Source organism: Ureibacillus thermosphaericus (genome assembly GCF_002370195.2).
In the GTDB taxonomy this organism is placed as follows: domain Bacteria; phylum Bacillota; class Bacilli; order Bacillales_A; family Planococcaceae; genus Ureibacillus; species Ureibacillus thermosphaericus.
On sequence record NZ_AP018335.1, the window covers coordinates 1106466 to 1123790 of the forward strand.

Annotated in this window: 20 protein-coding genes and 1 pseudogene; 12 read left to right on the top strand and 9 right to left on the bottom strand. The window is 36.2% G+C overall.

Annotated features, from left to right (window positions below; all coding sequences use genetic code 11):
• Positions 1 to 2: 2 nt before the first annotated feature.
• Together UtA1_RS05350 and UtA1_RS05355 are read right to left on the bottom strand one after the other, a co-directional pair.
• A complete protein-coding gene (locus UtA1_RS05350) occupies positions 3 to 464 on the bottom strand; it encodes a hypothetical protein (protein WP_096550288.1) in 462 nt (153 codons plus the stop codon).
• Between the two features lie 218 nt (positions 465 to 682).
• A pseudogene (locus tag UtA1_RS05355) lies at positions 683 to 919 on the bottom strand (helix-turn-helix domain-containing protein); the annotation flags it as partial.
• Between the two features lie 529 nt (positions 920 to 1448).
• On the opposite strand from UtA1_RS05355, the gene UtA1_RS05360 reads away from it, so the two are divergent.
• A complete protein-coding gene (locus UtA1_RS05360) occupies positions 1449 to 1928 on the top strand; it encodes a hypothetical protein (protein ID WP_096550289.1) in 480 nt (159 codons plus the stop codon).
• Positions 1929 to 2214: 286 nt separating this feature from the next.
• A complete protein-coding gene (locus UtA1_RS05365) occupies positions 2215 to 3354 on the top strand; it encodes an IS110 family RNA-guided transposase (RefSeq protein WP_096549889.1) in 1140 nt (379 codons plus the stop codon).
• Positions 3355 to 3952: 598 nt separating this feature from the next.
• Here the strand turns inward: UtA1_RS05365 and bshB2 are convergent.
• The 3 genes from bshB2 to thiD form a co-directional block, all read right to left on the bottom strand.
• Positions 3953 to 4630, bottom strand: a complete 678-nt coding sequence (gene bshB2, locus UtA1_RS05375) for a bacillithiol biosynthesis deacetylase BshB2 (RefSeq protein WP_096550290.1) — start codon at positions 4628 to 4630, stop codon at positions 3953 to 3955.
• A gap of 13 nt (positions 4631 to 4643) precedes the next feature.
• Entirely contained in the window at positions 4644 to 4991 is a 348-nt protein-coding gene (locus UtA1_RS05380) for a YojF family protein (RefSeq protein WP_096550291.1), read from the bottom strand.
• Positions 4992 to 5204: 213 nt separating this feature from the next.
• Complete coding sequence (gene thiD / locus UtA1_RS05385; protein WP_096550292.1) at positions 5205 to 6038, bottom strand: bifunctional hydroxymethylpyrimidine kinase/phosphomethylpyrimidine kinase; 834 nt, start codon at positions 6036 to 6038, stop codon at positions 5205 to 5207.
• A 218-nt stretch (positions 6039 to 6256) separates the two neighbouring features.
• On the opposite strand from thiD, the gene UtA1_RS05390 reads away from it, so the two are divergent.
• From UtA1_RS05390 to UtA1_RS05415, 6 genes are all read left to right on the top strand, one after another.
• Positions 6257 to 6934 carry a uracil-DNA glycosylase gene (locus UtA1_RS05390; protein ID WP_096550293.1) on the top strand — a complete coding sequence of 226 codons (678 nt, stop codon included), beginning with the start codon at positions 6257 to 6259 and terminating at the stop codon, positions 6932 to 6934.
• A gap of 97 nt (positions 6935 to 7031) precedes the next feature.
• The gene (locus UtA1_RS05395; protein ID WP_016837307.1) at positions 7032 to 7211 is read left to right on the top strand and encodes a hypothetical protein; all 180 of its coding nucleotides are present in this window, start codon (positions 7032 to 7034) and stop codon (positions 7209 to 7211) included.
• Entirely contained in the window at positions 7208 to 7498 is a 291-nt protein-coding gene (locus UtA1_RS05400) for a YwdI family protein (RefSeq protein WP_016837305.1), read from the top strand. Before UtA1_RS05395 ends, UtA1_RS05400 begins: the two co-directional genes overlap by 4 nt.
• A 29-nt stretch (positions 7499 to 7527) precedes the next feature.
• Positions 7528 to 7911 (top strand): DUF423 domain-containing protein, encoded by a 384-nt coding sequence (locus tag UtA1_RS05405; protein WP_016837303.1) that lies wholly within the window; start codon positions 7528 to 7530, stop codon positions 7909 to 7911.
• 187 nt (positions 7912 to 8098) lie between these two features.
• On the top strand, positions 8099 to 9274 hold the full coding sequence (locus UtA1_RS05410) for a M20 family metallopeptidase (RefSeq protein ID WP_096550294.1): 1176 nt from the start codon (positions 8099 to 8101) through the stop codon (positions 9272 to 9274).
• A gap of 102 nt (positions 9275 to 9376) precedes the next feature.
• On the top strand, positions 9377 to 11047 hold the full coding sequence (locus UtA1_RS05415; RefSeq protein ID WP_096550295.1) for a methyl-accepting chemotaxis protein: 1671 nt from the start codon (positions 9377 to 9379) through the stop codon (positions 11045 to 11047).
• Positions 11048 to 11226: 179 nt separating this feature from the next.
• On the opposite strand, the gene UtA1_RS05420 is transcribed toward UtA1_RS05415, so the two are convergent.
• Both UtA1_RS05420 and UtA1_RS05425 read right to left on the bottom strand, forming a co-directional pair.
• Entirely contained in the window at positions 11227 to 11658 is a 432-nt protein-coding gene (locus tag UtA1_RS05420) for a spore coat protein GerQ (protein ID WP_016837300.1), read from the bottom strand.
• Positions 11659 to 11688: 30 nt separating this feature from the next.
• Positions 11689 to 12057 (bottom strand): cell wall hydrolase, encoded by a 369-nt coding sequence (locus tag UtA1_RS05425; protein ID WP_210730808.1) that lies wholly within the window; start codon positions 12055 to 12057, stop codon positions 11689 to 11691.
• A gap of 335 nt (positions 12058 to 12392) precedes the next feature.
• On the opposite strand from UtA1_RS05425, the gene UtA1_RS17055 reads away from it, so the two are divergent.
• Positions 12393 to 12563 carry a hypothetical protein gene (locus tag UtA1_RS17055; RefSeq protein WP_016837298.1) on the top strand — a complete coding sequence of 57 codons (171 nt, stop codon included), beginning with the start codon at positions 12393 to 12395 and terminating at the stop codon, positions 12561 to 12563.
• A 32-nt stretch (positions 12564 to 12595) separates the two neighbouring features.
• On the opposite strand, the gene hemQ is transcribed toward UtA1_RS17055, so the two are convergent.
• The gene (gene hemQ, locus UtA1_RS05430) at positions 12596 to 13348 is read right to left on the bottom strand and encodes a hydrogen peroxide-dependent heme synthase (protein ID WP_096550296.1); all 753 of its coding nucleotides are present in this window, start codon (positions 13346 to 13348) and stop codon (positions 12596 to 12598) included.
• A 181-nt stretch (positions 13349 to 13529) separates the two neighbouring features.
• On the opposite strand from hemQ, the gene UtA1_RS05435 reads away from it, so the two are divergent.
• On the top strand, positions 13530 to 14363 hold the full coding sequence (locus UtA1_RS05435) for a lipoate--protein ligase family protein (RefSeq protein WP_096550297.1): 834 nt from the start codon (positions 13530 to 13532) through the stop codon (positions 14361 to 14363).
• Positions 14364 to 14370: 7 nt separating this feature from the next.
• Here the strand turns inward: UtA1_RS05435 and UtA1_RS05440 are convergent, their stop codons facing one another.
• On the bottom strand, positions 14371 to 15030 hold the full coding sequence (locus UtA1_RS05440; RefSeq protein ID WP_096550298.1) for an RsfA family transcriptional regulator: 660 nt from the start codon (positions 15028 to 15030) through the stop codon (positions 14371 to 14373).
• 250 nt (positions 15031 to 15280) lie between these two features.
• Here UtA1_RS05440 and UtA1_RS05445 point away from each other — a divergent pair, with 250 nt between their 5' ends.
• Together UtA1_RS05445 and UtA1_RS05450 are read left to right on the top strand one after the other, a co-directional pair.
• Positions 15281 to 15511, top strand: a complete 231-nt coding sequence (locus UtA1_RS05445) for a DUF1450 domain-containing protein (RefSeq protein ID WP_016837294.1) — start codon at positions 15281 to 15283, stop codon at positions 15509 to 15511.
• Between the two features lie 247 nt (positions 15512 to 15758).
• Positions 15759 to 17081, top strand: coding sequence for an HD domain-containing protein (locus UtA1_RS05450; RefSeq protein ID WP_096550299.1), 1323 nt, complete (start codon positions 15759 to 15761; stop codon positions 17079 to 17081).
• The last annotated feature ends 244 nt before the right edge of the window (positions 17082 to 17325 follow it).

Genomic DNA, 17325 nt, shown 5'->3' on the forward strand with positions numbered 1-17325 from the left:
TTTTAAGAAATTAATTGTAATTTCTTCACAAACCCTTCTTCGTATATAGATAGTTTTTGAAAATTATCATCATCAATTAACTCTGTGAACTTAATAGCGTCGATTAAGTATTTTCTGTTTCGATTATCTAAATCACGTATGATTCTATCTGGAAAAACGTGCTGAATTATTAATGTTGCTTTATCGAAACTAATATTTAGTTCAGGGTAATTGTACATATCAGAGGTAACTTGAAAATAATAATCTCTAACAAGTGCTGTATATTCTTTGTCCTTTTCACTATACAAAGGCATAGCACCCTCGTATCTGAATTGGATCACTGGATAACCGTTAACCATTATTGGCTGGGCGAATTGCTCGATTGGTCTGTTTAGCATATTTTTTGGGAGTTCAACTTGCACTACTTGTTCCAAATACAAACTTGTTCTTATACGTTCTAAGTTTCTTAATGTAAGTCCGATCATAGAAAACATCCTTTCTTGGAATTTTTGTAAAACACTGATTATATCAAGCTTTTTAGGTGAATACGTCAGACGTTATTCCATCTTCTTATTTCACAACGTCAGACGTAACTACAACAAAACCTTATAATATCAACGTTTGTGAAAGGAATTTACGTCATAACTATAAGGAATTAATAAAACATGATGTTATTTACTTTCCAATATTCGAGATATTCATTAGGGAACTCCGCACGATCTTCAAAAAAGTTCTTATAAGCATTTTGCAAATGGATCTGTGCATTTGCTAAAGCTAAAGAATCCACCTCTTTTAGAAACGGGAATTCTTTCTTATTTTTTGCTGGTGTCGGAAACTTTTGCTTTTTAAGCGTTTCCTTATCGTCTTTGAACTTCTCATATGTTTCTTTACGTTCTGCTAGCATCTTGTTGTAGACAAAACGAACACAACCAAAAGTTTGCATAAATCTAAATAATTATAGTTTTTGAGGACTGAATAAGGTAAAAATATTTCACTCAAATCGATTCTTCTTTCTTCATAATTCAACATTGGCCTTTCAATATTTAAAGGAGCCTCACAAACATCGTATTCTATTAATTCATTAACAGAATAACCATACTGACAAACTTTAATTTTTATCATAATCATCCCTACTTTCGTATTTTTTAAAAGGTGGCCGTGATAGATTATTTTATATATTTTCAATATTTTTCCAATTACTTGAATATATTGTAATTGTAGTAGTATATTCAAAGGAGGAAATAAAATGCGTAGATAACAAAAATAGGAGTTGCTGCATTATGTAGTGCTACGTTAATAATGCCAACTACTGCTTTTGGAAGTTCAAATGTGAATTCTATCAACAAACAAGAAATCGTTTCAAACTCATCTATCTCAAATTTCTCTAATCTAACAGATGAGTTGGTAAAAAAGACCCTTATATCGAGTTAGTTGATTTTAAATTCATAATCAACAATGAAGCGGAGCTAATGAAAAATATTACACAATCAGAATTCGAACAAGTAAACAAAATATTAGAAGAAGTTAATGCACATTTACAAACAATGAAGTTAGAATCGAAAATATATAACAAGTATTCATTAGAAACTAACGGGGATACAATTATTGTTTCATTAAACAAAGAATCATTAAACAAACCACTGAGTTCAGTCAAGACGGCTTCTAAAAGTGAAGAAGGAAAAAGAGGTATAAAAGTATATTGGAATCATGTGGAAATTTACCTTACAAAAACCGATGTTAATGCTATACTAAAAGGCGGAGTATCAGGTGGAACTGCTGCTTTAGGTGCTTTAATTGGTAGTTATGGTGGCATCCCGGGAGCTATTGGAGGTGCTGCTATAGGTGCTGCTGCTGCAACAATTATTAATGAATATATAGATGCGGTTCCACTAGTGATTTATATCCCATATTTGAACCCGACTACCGGTGTAAGAGTTTATAAACAGTAAATTAATTTTAAGTGAAAGGTGATTAACATAAAAAACAATCATGAATTTTCATTCACAACCCTGGCATGAAAATGGATATTTCTTTCCCATAATGTAGATAACACAAACAGTTAACAATACGTAGGCTTTTATGGTGGATGATACCCTGAATAAAAAACTGTTTGAGTGGATTTGGTGAACAACCCATTGTTAGCTCATTCATTTGGAATGATGACTACGTACAGAAAAATGCTTATATTTCAAATTCACTCGCTGTTTGTGAATCTACTTTATGGGAGGGATTATATTGGATGTACTGATGACACGTTGTGCAGGATTAGATGTACATGCTGAAACAATTGTTGCTTGTGTCATGATTGGCGAACAGGACGATGAATTATTCATTGAAACAGAAACTTTCCCCACTTTAACAAAGGATCTCTTTCGTTTACTAAAGTGGTTGGAAAACCATGGCATTACGCACATTGCGATGGAGAGTACTGGAGTTTATTGGAAACCTGTTTATAACATTTTGGAGGATTACTTTGATATTACATTAGCGAACGCTCAAAGAATCAAGAATGTCCCTGGAAGAAAAACAGATGTTTCGGATGCAGAGTGGATTGCGAAGTTATTGCGTTATGGACTGATTGAAAAAAGTTTTGTTCCACCAGAAGATATACGAAACCTTCGTGATTTAACTCGGCTTCGTAAAAAATGGATCGGCCATTTGACTTCAGAAAAAAATAGGATTCTGAAAGTATTAGAATGCTCAAATGTTAAACTAAATTCAGTTATTTCAGATGTGTTTGGTGTTTCTGGAAGAAAACTTCTATCCAAATTAATTCAAAATGGATATGTTGATTCCATTGATGTAGAAAATAGTATTCACGGAAGAATGAAGCACAAAAAACAAATGATTACAGACTCTTTATTCGGTACTTTAAACGATCATCAAATCTTTCTAATCAAACAATCTTGGCAACACATCGTTTATTTAGAATCATTAATCAGCCAAATCGAGGAAAGAATAGATGAAATTCTGAAGAATTATAAAGAAGAAGTGGAGTTATTACTAACGATTCCGGGTATTAAAAAGGATTCCGCAGCAATTATTATTGCAGAGATTGGGGTGAACATGGAACAATTTCCTACCTCTCAACACTTAGCGTCTTGGGCCGGAGTTGCTCCAGGAAATCATGAAAGTGCAGGAAAACGAAAGTCAACTAAAACGACTAAAGGGAATCCTCATATCAAAACTGTACTGTGCGAAGTAGCATGGGCAATCTCTAGAAGTAGGAATCGTTGGTTAGCTGCTAAATATTGGTCGATTGCTGCAAGAAGAGGAAAGAAAAAAGCACTCGTTGCCATATCGCATCGAATGCTTCGAATCATTTACTCCATGCTAATTAATAAGGAGCCTTATAAAGAACCTTTAATTAATTAGTATAACCAAAGAAGAATAAGTTTAAACAAAGTTACCTTCCATTAGGTAGCTCTGCTTTCTTATTGTCTTTTTTAGGTTATTTATATATTACCCTCAATAGATTGAAGCTATTCATGGGCTAAGTGGAATTAAATTATTTTCACAGAAAAAAGACTTTATCCTGCAATTTGTGCTGCTCTAGCTGTATTTTTAGTTAATTCCATCTTTGAATATTTCTTTAATGATTTATCACTTTCAATTAAAATTATATTAAATATGATATCTGCAGCAATAGGAGCAGTTTTCGGTGTTGCTATATTAAAAGAAAAACAAGACTAATACAATCAAGTAAGAGAGAATTAATCACTCTAATACAAAATTATAGGAATTAGAGAAAGAGGTCGGGACAACCCCCTCATCTAAACACATTATTTACACAGAACCCTTGGTAACTCCTATTGGAGAAACCAAGGGCCGAAAAGTCTTGAAGCTCGTTATGAAAACTTGCGTCAATTATCTTAATTGAACCTCCGTATACGGAACCGTACGTACGGTGGTGTGAGAGGACGGGAGTTAATCGCTCCCTCCTACTCGATTGTATAAAAAGCATGCTTTTTAATTAATCAACAAACGTAATTGTATAAAACTTTTCATAATGGAACCAACTATCACTCATCGGTTGACCTTCATCAATCCTCTTTTGATTTTCTTCAACCATCCATGTTGTTTGAGAATTATGAGCTAGTAATGCTTTTAATTTATCTTCCTTGACGGTTGTAATATCAATAATGACGTCTGGTTCTCCTTTTTCAGCGATTGTATTATTGGCAAATCCGACACCGTAAACAGTCGGGCGCTCATCTTTCGGCATTCGGCGAACTGCTTCAACAACTGCTCGGCCTGTGGCTTCATGATCCGGGTGAACGCTGTAATTTGGCAAGAATGTGATGATGAGAGAAGGGTTCAATTCCGAAATTAAATCTTGAACGAGCTTCACCATTTTTTCATCGTCTTCAAATTCAATCGTTTTGTCTCGGAAGCCCATCATTCGTAAATCTTCTATCCCCATTACTTTGCATGCTTCTTGCAATTCTTTTCGACGAATTTCAGGCAATGATTCACGGGTAGCGAAAGGAGGATTTCCAAGATTGCGTCCCATTTCTCCTAAAGTTAAACAAGCGTATGTAACGGGAACTCCCATATTGCGATAAAGTCGAATGACGCCGGCAGATGAAAAAGCTTCATCATCTGGATGTGGAAAAACAACTAAAACGTGGCGCTGTGGTTTTAAAGTCATATTAATCCCCTCCTTAAGTAAATGGCGTTTCGCTAATTTCTAGTGCAATCGCTAATTTTCCTTCGTGGTTTAACCCAGCCATTAATAGTCTACCTTGTTCATCTAATTCATAATGGGTAATCCCTTGCGCATAAACCCATCCGTTTTCCAATTTAAGCCCGACGCGGTGGGGATTATCATTGATGACTTTTCCATGTTCATATCGAATTTTCGCGTTGCGGATAAATGCGCTGGCATTAAAAAATTGTTCGTTATAGTGAGTGGCATAAGAGCCATTTGTTGTTTCGAGGTGTATATAAACATCTTTATTTGCAAATGAGTCAATTAACTTTTGAAGCTCTAGCACATCAACTTCCTTCATTCTCATTCCCCTTTCCAGAGACTTATGTTATTAGTATAGTAAAAAATTTCACTCGATGAAAAGAAAAAGCAATGCGAATGAAAAATATTGAAATGAATGAAAAACACCCGTACATTTTCATTGTACGGGTGTTTTCTTAATAAAATGCTATTTTTTTGAAATTTCATTGCTTTTGGGATTGGATGAATATCATTGGGAAAGTGTATTTGGAAATTAAATTTCATTTATTGTAACTTTTGGAGCTCCAAATACGTTTTTTGCTCCATGCATCACTGGACCAACATATTGATTCAATCGCCAGCCATGCTGGATTGCTGCTGCAACGAATTCTTTTGAAGCAACAACTGCTTCTTGTACGGATAAGCCATTTGCTAAATTTGCAGTAATGCTTGCTGCGAAAGTACAGCCTGCGCCGTGATTATAATTTGTTTCAATAGGGTCCGTCTCTAATGCATAAAACTTGTCCCCATCGAAAAATAAATCAATGGCTTTTTCTGTTCCGAGAGAACGGCCACCTTTAATAACCACATTTTTTGCGCCTAATGCATGAATTTTTTCTGCCGCCTCTTTCATTTCTTCAATGTTTTTTGGTGTTTTCATTCCAGCTAATTGTCCCGCTTCAAACAAGTTTGGAGTTGTGACAAGGGCAAGAGGTAAAAGATATTGAATCATGGCATCCACATTACCTGGGTTTAATACTTCATCTTCCCCTTTACATACCATCACTGGATCAATTACGACATTATTAGTTCCTGATTGTTGAATGCCTTCTGCCGCAACCTGAATCACTTCTTCATTAGGAAGCATTCCAGTTTTCACTGCATCAATGCCGGTAGAAATGGCCGTTTTTAGTTGTGCTTTCAATACATCAATAGGCAATGTATATACACTATGTCTCCAACCATGATCTGGATCCATTGTTGCAATGCAAGTTAAAGCTTGTATTCCATAAGTGCCGTATTCTTGGAAAGTTTTTAAATCTGCGTGAGTTCCGGCGCCGCCTGATGCATCAGACCCAGCAATTGTTAATGTTTTCTTCAATGTCAATTTGCTCAACTCCTACTTAATGATTGTGTTTTTAGTATATACCTAATCTGACTTTACAAAAATGGTCAGAATGATAAAAAATGATATAGCCAGAACACAACTAGCTAGGTATAAATTATAAATAAAGAGAAAGTTTTCCAAAGCGTGTCCGAACAGATTATATAAAACTATTGATAATCTTCGCGTAATCAAGTAGGTTGAAAGAGAGGTGTTCTGATTTGAAAAAAGTATTCGATAATGACTGGCAAGAAATTTTGCAAGATGAATTCGAAAAAACTTACTACAAGAATTTAAGAAAATTTGTAGCTGAAGAATATAGTACAAAAATTGTTTATCCGCCAATTGATGAAGTGATGAGTGCTTTTTACTCTGTTCCATACAAAGATGTAAAAGTTGTCATTTTAGGTCAAGATCCATATCACGGACCTGGACAAGCTCACGGCATGTGTTTTTCTGTTAAACCAGGTGTGCCTCATCCACCAAGTCTACGAAATATATTCCTTGAATTACATAATGATTTAGGCTGTCCCATTCCAAAGGACGGCTATTTAATGAAATGGGCGAAACAAGGAGTATTCTTATTAAACACGGTGTTGACAGTGAGACAAGGGGAGGCCAACTCCCATAAAGGTATGGGTTGGGAGCAATTTACCGATACCGTTATTGAAAAATTAGCAGAGCGGCAAGACCCAATCGTTTTTGTATTATGGGGAAGACCTGCACAAATGAAAAGGACAATCATTCAACGAAAGGGGTCTCATCACTGCATTTTACAAGCGCCCCATCCAAGCCCATTAAGCGCTCATCGCGGATTTTTCGGGAGTAGACCTTTCTCTAAAATCAACGCACAGTTAATTGAATGGGGAAAAGAACCAATTGATTGGTGTTTAACATAAAATGAGCACCAACTTTTTAGAAAGTTTTTGAACAACTTTGATTGAACTTTTCACAACATTGGAAATTTGGTAGAGTGAAATAAAAGGTGGGTTTCCCATGGAAGTCAACTGTTTTAAGTGTAAATATTTTAAAGTAACGTGGGATCCAAACAATCCACGAGGTTGTACAGCTTATCAATTCAAAACAAGACAATTACCGTCTGTTGTTGTAAAACAATCTTCCGGGATGGATTGTTTAAAGTTTGAACGAAAGGAATTACAGGGGGAAAGAAAATGATTTCCTACGAAAGATTGTTTAACGAAATTGAACGTTATGTGGTACAAGCAAAACAAACGACTAGTGAACAAGAGTTACGTGAATTGTTGAGCGCCATTCGAGCGTTATGTGATGTAGCATTAAACTCAGAAAAACGACCAACGTCCTTTGCCCAAAAAGACCAAGTGCAAAGTTATGTGCAAAGGCAAATGCCAAGCTATGTGCAAGTATCTCACGGAAATCAACTTCCCCCTTCAACCAAACTAGATGAAGAGGATGCAAACGGGGAATCAATTTTTGATTTTTAAAAATAAAAATAAAAAAGAGGTTTTGTAAAATGAAAGGTTCTATTATAACAGGTGCAGTATTTGGCTTTTTAGCGGTTGCATTAGGAGCATTCGGTGCACATGCATTAAAAGAAGTATTGGATGACTATGGTGCAGGAATTTGGGATACTGCTGTTCAATATCAAATGTTTCATGCAGCGGGCATCGTTCTAGTGGGTATTTTAATGCATCCAAGATTAATAGGAGATACGTCTCCTTTAAAATGGTCGTTTCTCACTATGTCCATTGGTATTTTATTCTTCTCTGGCAGTTTATACATACTCGCTGTTTCGGGTATCGGAATTTTAGGTGCTATTACCCCAATCGGTGGAGTATTATTTTTAACAGGATGGGTTTTGCTCATCATTGGTATAGCAAAAAGCAGAATTTACTAATCAAAACTTTAGCAGTTTGAAGTCCATGTGAACGGCTTTAAGCTGCTTTTTTTATGGTTTTAGGAATATATTAAAGAAAGTATAAAAAATATAATTTGATATTCCGCAATATTTCGACACATTCTATGGTGCTTATTCATGGTACGATAATATGTAAAAGGACGCAACTTGGAAAGGGGTTTTTACATTGGAAAAATTATTGCTATTGTTAGATCGATACTATGAGGAAATGGTTTCCATTCGAAGATATTTACATGCAAATCCAGAGCTATCTTTTCAAGAAGTGCACACACCTCAATATATTGCGAATTTCCATCGTGAAATAGGCCTTGAAGTTCGAGAAGGAGTCGGTGGAAGAGGAGTTGTAGCCACTTTACGTGGAGCAAAACCTGGAAAAACAGTGGCGCTCAGGGCTGACTTTGATGCATTGCCAATCCAAGAAGAAAACGATATCCCTTATAAATCAAAGGTAGATGGAGTTATGCATGCTTGTGGGCATGACGGTCATACGGCAACGCTCTTAATATTAGCTAAAGCACTTTACGAAATGAGGGAAGAAATCAGCGGGAATATTGTGTTCATTCATCAATTTGCGGAAGAAGTGCTTCCGGGCGGTGCAAAACCGATGATTGAAGATGGTTGTTTAGATGGGGTAGATGTGATTTTCGGAACGCATCTTTGGGCTCCTACGCCATTAGGAGAAATCCATGTAAAAAGTGGTGCGATTATGGCAGCTCCAGATATGTTCGAAGTGACAATTCATGGTAAAGGTGGACATGGAGCAGAGCCTCATAATGCTATAGATTCCATCGTCCTTGGTGCTCAATATGTAAGCCAGTTGCAAACCATCATTTCGCGAAGAATTAGTCCACTCAAACAAGCGGTCATTACGGTAGGACAATTTGAAGCTGGGAAAGCGTACAATATTATTTCGGAAAAAGCTACATTAAAAGGAACTGTCCGTACACTCGATGAAGAGGTGCGCAATCAAATTGAAAAAGAGTTGGAATCTCTGCTTAAAGCGATATGTGATGGAGCAAATGCGACTTATGAATTTAAATATACGAGAGGTTATCCTGCCGTTGTGAATCATCCAGATGAAACAGCCTTTTTAGCTGATATTGCAAAAGCCATTTCTGAAGTAAATCAAGTAAAAGAATGTGAACCATTGATGGTTGGAGAAGACTTTGCTTATTATTTGCAAAAAGTGCCTGGTACATTTTTTATAACTGGTGCAAAACACCCAGATTGGGAAACAGCATATCCACATCATCATCCAAAATTTAATTTTGATGAACGAGCGATGTTAATTGCTGCAAAAACGATGGGACTTGCTACACTAACTTATTTGGAAAATAGATAATCATATTAATTTTTATAAAATCTTCCTTATATCTAATAAAAAATGAAAAAGAAAATAGTATAATAGACTTATAGTATATTTCCATATGATGAGGTGACCAGGATGAGCATCGGGGGAAAAATGAATGTAGCTTTTTATTCCTTAATCGGGCTACTGTGTATATCGATGATTGTTAGTTTTATAAATTTTAATAGAATCGATAATCAAGTAGATGAGGCATTAAATGAACGAGTGGTAGCGCTTCAAGAAGTCTCTTCAGTTCGTTATCAAGTAGCCAGACTTGATAATTCAATCACAAAATTTCTTCTTACGAAAGATTATTCCAATTATGAAATGGTCAGTGTATACACACAATTAATCGATCAGCAAATAGCAAAGTTGGAAGAATTGGCTGCTACCGATACGATGAAAGGTTATATTGATGAATTAAAGCAATATAAACAAGCATTCGATGCAGAGTTTGCCATAGTAAACGAAACGATTAATTATGAAGAATTAAATAACGAAAATATTCAATCCATTCGACAAGGTCTTATTGATACGATTGATAAAATAACTCAATACCAGACGGAACAATTGGAAGAGATAAAAAAAGAAACCAATGCTGCCATCTACTCATCCAACTTTACTGCCGTGATTGTCTTAATTGCCAGCTTAATTGTCAGCGGAATTTTAGTATATTTTGTACGAAAAACAATTACGTTACCTTTAAGAAAAGTAGTGGAAGCAGTAAAAGTGGTTTCATCCGGTAATTTAACGGAAAAGGATTTACAAGTGAATTCAAAAGATGAAATTGGCCAGCTTTCAAAAGCATTTAATACGATGAAAAATAATTTAAAAACACTCATTCAAAGCGTACAGCAAAACTCGGAACAATTAAGTGTTGCAGCACAACAGCTTTCTGTGAGTACTGAGGAAATTACTTCCACAAGTGAGGATATGTCTCGTCGCGTTAATTCGACAGCGGAAGTGGCTCAGACGAACTCTCAAGCGGCAAATGATTCCGCTCGAGCGATGGATGAAACAGCTATCGGCGTACAAAAAATTGCTGAATCCACTCAGCTTTTACATTCCAATTCTATAGATACGAGCAATATGGCCGTACACGGTGGAGAAATTATTTTACATGCAGAAAAACAAATGGATACCATTAGTCTTTCTACGAGCCTTGTTAATGATTTAGTTCAAAAATTGAGCAAACAAACAGAAGAAATCGAAAATATATCAAGGGTTATTGCTGAAATTACAGATCAAACGAATTTACTAGCATTAAATGCTGCTATTGAAGCGGCTCGGGCAGGGGAACATGGAAAAGGATTTGCTGTAGTTGCTGAGGAAGTTCGTAAACTTGCAGAAGAATCAAAAGAATCGGCAAGTCAAATTACTGAACTGACGGTGGAAATTAAACGAGATACCGAAAATGTCGAAAAAGCTGTATCCAATTCATTACGTTCAGTGGAAGACGGCGTAAAAGTCATTTCAGAAGCAGGACAAAACTTCGCTAACATTGTGAAAGCAATTGAACAGATGAAAATCCAGATTGAGGAAATATCTGCAACAAGCGAACAAATTTCAGCAAGTGCTGAGGAGGTTTCTGCTGCGATCAATGAAATTTCCATTGCATCCACTGAATCTGCGAGCGAAATTCAAATGGTTGCTACAAATATAGAAGAGCAGGCTGCAACGATTGAACAAGTGAATAAAGTGGCTGCCGAATTAAATGATAATGCACAAAACTTACAAAAGGAAATCAGAAAATTCCGCATCGAATAAAAGGATTAACGACTTGTCCGAATAACCCACAAAAAAGAGCGAATAAGGAAATGTAAAGTTTCCATTCGCTCTTTTTAATTTTGTGTAGTCTATTAGTCTAATAGTCGATGTTTGACGAAAATGTGTAGCGTTAGAAATTAAGTAATTGCATTTTAGTTGAAAATGTAGATTTTGTTTCACTAACGCTGAGGTCTAGTCGGTGTATTAATATATCTAAATCCTTCTTCAAATCGCGCATAGTCAAAGTAAATCATTGGTAATAAGTATACGTGATTTGTATTCGCTTCTCGAATCACCGCATGATCTCGACCGGCTTGCATGACTACTCCGCGAATGCGCAATGTATTTCCTTTGTTTTCGCTTGGATTTTCTGCACTTGGGAATGTGAAAGAAAATGTACCTGTTACACCGATATTTTCACGTAAAATGTTTTCAATGTAAGATTCCTCTGTTTGTCTACCCCCAGTACCAGGCAACACAGTTCCGGAAGGTGTCATCCAATTTCCGCTTTGTACAGAAGGTGGCGTTTGCTGCATTTGGCCTTGGCCAATAAATGGTTGTTGATAGTATTGATTTCCCGATGCACCAGGACCCCAATAATAGTAAGTCACTCAAAACACCCTTTCATAATAATTTAATGCTTAAATACCAGGACAAACGCCTTCAGCAGGTGCAAAAAAACAGTGGGACTTATAACGACCGGTATTCCATTGTCCATACCATTGAGCAGGGCAGCTTCCTGTAGGCATGAAAAACCAAAGAGCTCTGTCGCCAGGAACGAAGCGTTCTCCATTAATCACTCTGCGTGCTAATGCAATATCTTGCGGACGTGCTCGTTGGTAAAAATAACTTTTTTGTACTGCCTCAAAACCACCAGGGCTTTGATAAACCATATCTTCAATGGACCGTATGTTTTTAAAATCTAGACAGTCTGCCCGTACCCGATTCACCCCTACATTCCCAACTAACAACATGCCAAGGTCTCCATCTCCTTCTGCTTCGGCTCTCATCAATCGAGCAAGTAAGGCAACTTGCGCTTCATTAGTTGCAATGACGGCGATTTTTCATACCTCCTCAAAATAATGTATGCAAGCCATCACGAATCAGAATAAAATTTGCAAAAAATGTTTCATTTACTTGAATAAAGATATTTTACGGCATGGAGTTGTATAAAGTGAGACTCATATCAATAAACTAGAATTGAAAAGTTTGACGTGTTTCGACATGCAACACTATTGAATAGAATATGAGTAGAGGTGTTAGTTTGTGACGAATTGGGGAATAGATAATACTAAATAGAGGGGAGAAGAGAGCAACTAGATTATTTTAGTGGGAGTTGGTGAAATTGCAATTAGGTGTATGGATTGGGATTGTCGTCAGTGCTATTTTGGCGTTTATTATTGCAAGTTTCTTCAATCAACCGCTCCATTGGTATCTGTTTATTTTAATTCTTTTCATCGGCTTTTTACTTCAAACAATCATTATGATTTTAAAAACGCCTGATGAAAATGAATGAGCGAGACGCAACAACACGTCTCGCTTTTTTAATTACCGAATTTCAAGTAATTTTGCGAATTTTTCTTGATCTAATAAGTTGCCAACGAGGAACTCGCCAAATTCTCCGAAGCGGGCAGAAGCTTCATCAAAGCGCATTTCATAAACAATTTTCTTAAATTGAAGCATATCATCTGAGAATAATGTTACGCCCCATTCGTGGTCATCTAAACCAGTAGAACCAGAAATAATTTGTTTTACTTTTCCAGCATATTTGCGTCCAATTTCACCATGGGAGCGCATTAAATTACGGCGTTCAGACATTGGCAACATGTACCAGTTGTCATTACCTTGACGGCGCTTGTCCATTGGATAGAAGCAAACATATTTAGTTCGAGGTAGTTCCGGATATAAACGTGAACGAACATATGGATTTTGATATGGATCTTCGTTCGAATCGCTTGCTAAATAGTTTGAGAGCTCCACAACAGAGAAATAAGTATATGTTGGAATTGTAAAATCAGCTATTTTTAATTTATTAAATTCAGTTTCTAATTCGTGAATTTCTTCTGGCGTTTCACGAAGAATCATTAACATAAAGTCCGCTTTTTGGCCAATTGTAGAATAAAAGGCATGAGAACCAGTTTTAGCTTCGTGAACTTGATTTAATTTATCTAGATATTGATTAAATTCTTCAATCGCTGCTTGGCGTTCCTCTTCAGAGATTAATTTCCAAGAAGCCCAATCCATTGCACGAAAATCGTGCAGACAGTACCAGCCATCTAAAGTTAATGCTGCTTCGCTCATTGCTTTAACACTCCTTCGAATTGATAATCATTCACAATAATCTTAGCATAAATTATAAAATATTCCTTGCAAATAAACTTAAAATTAATGAACCTTTCATGAAATCGTTTACTTTCATTCAAAAATACTTTTGTGTATCCTTGAAATAGAGACGCTTATTAATATACAAGGAGTATATACAATGCAAACATTATTACAGCAAAAAACGTGGCGTTTTATCGATCAGTCAATGTCTTTTAACCGTACCCCACTCGAGTCTTTTGCGATGGATGATACCCTTTGCCATTTAGTGGGCCAAGGCTTGTCTTTTCCAGTTGTTCGCACATGGGTGCATCATCCTTACGTTGTACTTGGTATTCAGGATCATCGTATGCCATACATTCAAGAGGGAATTGAAGGATTAAAAAAAGCACATTATGAAGCGATTGTCCGAAATTCCGGTGGTCTTGCAGTTGTACTCGATCGAGGCGTATTAAATATTTCCATTGTCCTTTCAGAAGCACCAGGTTCCATTAGTATAAATACTGGCTATGAATTAATGTTTCAATTTATTAAGTTGTTATTTTCAGAAGCTGCACATCAAATCGAAGCCTATGAAATTGTCGGCTCATATTGCCCAGGTTCATATGATTTAAGCATCGGAGGAAAAAAGTTTGCAGGGATTTCTCAACGTCGAATACGAAATGGGGTTGCTGTACAGATTTATTTATGTATTGAAGGAAGTGGAAGCGAGCGAGCAGAACTTATTCGGGCATTGTATGAAACGAGTTTAAAAGATGTACAAACTAAATTCCAATATCCGAACGTACAGCCGGAAGTGATGGCTAGTTTAAGCGAATTGTTAAATCGCCCCATTACTGTTCAAGAAACAGTCTTCCAAGTTCAACAATTGCTCGCTTCACTTTCTGGAAACGTTTTGTTTCAGCCGCTGCTGGAGGAGGAATTAGATTTATATTCTTTTTATTTAAAGAGAGTATTGGAGCGTAATGACAAATTGATTGGAAAAAATAAGTAGATGTGCATTAGTTCGGCACATCTACGTTTTCTTTACTAGAATTCATGTGAGTATAATCAGCTACTAAGTTTCCGTTCTTCTCCATTTTGAAAACAGGTGCAATGCGCGGTTCTTCATCTTCCAACGTAACAAGTCTGCGAGCGCGATTCATAATTTGAACGAATTGTTCGTAATCTTCCCGGATTTGTTTGTTTTCCTTGCGCAATCTTTCGATTTCTTTTTCTAATTCTTTTATTTTTTCAGTAGCAGAGTTTGCGATTTGACGCCATTTAGTAACTTCATTGTCATGTCCACTTTGAGACTGTAAACGCAACAAATAAGCAATAACAATATCTAAATTCATATCAGATAAGGAGATTGGCTTGGATTGTTCTCCATCACCGCTAGGAAGTAAATAAACACCTGGTGAACGTCGTCTACCGTTCATCCCTAATAATTTCATTCGCTCTTTACGAATTCTTTTCGCTTCTTCTAGTTCTTTTTCATAGCGTTTGCGAACAACGGAATTCCATCGGAAACCACATGCTGCTGCAGTTCTATTTAATTTGTCTCCTGCTTCCTCAAAAGCATTTAGTTGAGTACTGCCTTCTTTCACATGTCTTAATACTGCTTCAGCAAGTAGTTCATCGTTTTCTTTCAGCCAAGCATCTTGTCGAACTTTAACCATCGTTTAACCTCCTGTTAATATAGTAGTTTTTTATTATCAAAACTTATCGTGTCCAACAAGTTCCAAATTTATTCATTTTTCTTTTAAAATTTTTATATGAATTTACTAAAATGCTCCTTTCGTAAATGCATTTCAGTCCTTTGATGGATATTTGTCTTTTTTACTTGAATCGTTGTAACGTAATGGTCTAAAATATCACTTAGGCTAAAAGTAGAATTGAATTTGTATTATAGAAAGGGTTGTTGATCTTATGGCGGCAAACGAATTTAAAGTTTGCGATGAATGTCAAGCCGTCAATTTAAAAACGTTGATTCCTAAATTAAAAAAGCTTGATCCTGATGCAACGATTGTCATAGGCTGCCAATCATATTGCGGACCTGGTCGCAAGAAAACGTTTACTTTTGTCAACGGGAGACCAGTTAATGCATTAACAGAAGAAGAATTAATGGAAAAAGTCAAAGCGAAATTAAAAATGGATTAAACAAAAGCTACTTTCTATTGTGGTAGAAGGTAGCTTGTTTTTTTATTAGTTTTTGAAAAATGCGTTGTTTTTAAACGAAGGATTTGGGGAAATCTACAAAATACTTGAAAGTTCTTGTATTTACTTGCGGTTTCTTACAATTTGAAACGATACTAAAAAAACTTCTCTGAATGATACCATTTACGTGTAAATAAATAGAAACTTTCTTATAATAGATAGTAAGAATTGGAAGGAACGAGGTGCAGTCATTTTGGTGGAATATGCAAAAAGAAAACTTGCAGAAGAAAAAGTATTTAAAGATCCCGTGCACCGATATGTTCATGTTCGTGACCAAGTGATTTGGGATTTAATTGGAACAAAAGAATTTCAACGGTTGCGTCGAATTCGCCAATTAGGTACAACTTACCTTGTATTTCATGGTGCAGAGCATAGTCGCTTTAACCATTCTTTAGGTGTATATGAAGTTGTTCGTCGCATTGTGGATGATGTATTTCATGGAAGATCTGATTGGAATGATGATGAGCGACTTCTTGTGCTATGTGCAGCACTACTCCACGATTTAGGCCACGGACCATTTTCTCATGCCTTTGAAAATGTATTTAAAACAGATCATGAATATTTTACGAGGCAAATATTATTGGGAGAAACAGAAGTCAATACGGTATTAAAAAGAGTATCGGAAGATTTTCCTGAAAAAGTGGCACAAGTCATTGAAAAAACCTATGAAAATCAACTGGTCGTAAGCTTGATTTCCAGCCAAATAGATGCGGATCGAATGGATTACTTACAAAGAGATGCATATTATACTGGCGTTAGTTATGGACATTTCGATATGGAAAGAATTCTTAGAGTAATGCGGCCGAGAAAAGGAAAAGTTGTGATTAAATCAAGTGGAATGCATGCGGTGGAAGACTATATCATGTCCCGCTATCAAATGTATTTGCAAGTCTATTTCCACCCGGTTTCTCGAAGTGCGGAAGTATTATTAAATAACATCTTGAAAAGAACGAAGCATTTATATGAGCAAGGTTATCAATTTACTGTCGAACCCGTTCATTTTAAATCCTTTTTTGAAAATAATATAACGGTAGAAGATTACCTTGAATTAGACGAATATTTATTGATCACTTATTTTAAATTGTGGATGAAAGAAAAGGATCCTATTTTACAAGATTTGAGTACGAGATTCGTGACCCGCAAACTGTTTGAGTATATTAATCTCAATCCAGAAGAAGAGATGGAGCGCTTTGAGAAATTAAAAAATTTATTCCAACAAGCTGGTATTGAAACAGAATACTATATTTATCATGATTGCACTTCTGACTTACCTTACGATTACTATGAACCGGATGAAGAAACGAACCGAATGCCGATTTTTTTAGAAATGCCTAATGGTGAAATTAGAGAGCTATCAAAGGAATCTTATATTGTTGATGCTATCGCAGGCCGCATGAAAAAAGATCATAAAGTCTATTATCCAAAAGAAGTATTAATGGATTCAACTCTTGATCCATACTTGAAAGTAGAAATCGAGAAATTATTGAACGAAACAAAAGAGGCTGGGACATAAACAAAAAATTAAAGGGCAGTTGAAAGGATTTTGATAAAAAATTGATATAACGAAAAATTGATTGAAGTGACGGGGCAAGTTTCTGTCGCGCACGCTTAGTCGCAAAGCGGAGCAAGCTCAAGGAAGTAAATTCAAAGCTTTCCTGCGACGAGCCCTCTCGAGACACCGCAGGAGCGAAGGAATGAATCAGAGGAGGCTCGAGCCGGGCCCGTGGAAAGCGTCCCCGGAACGGAAATCAATTTTT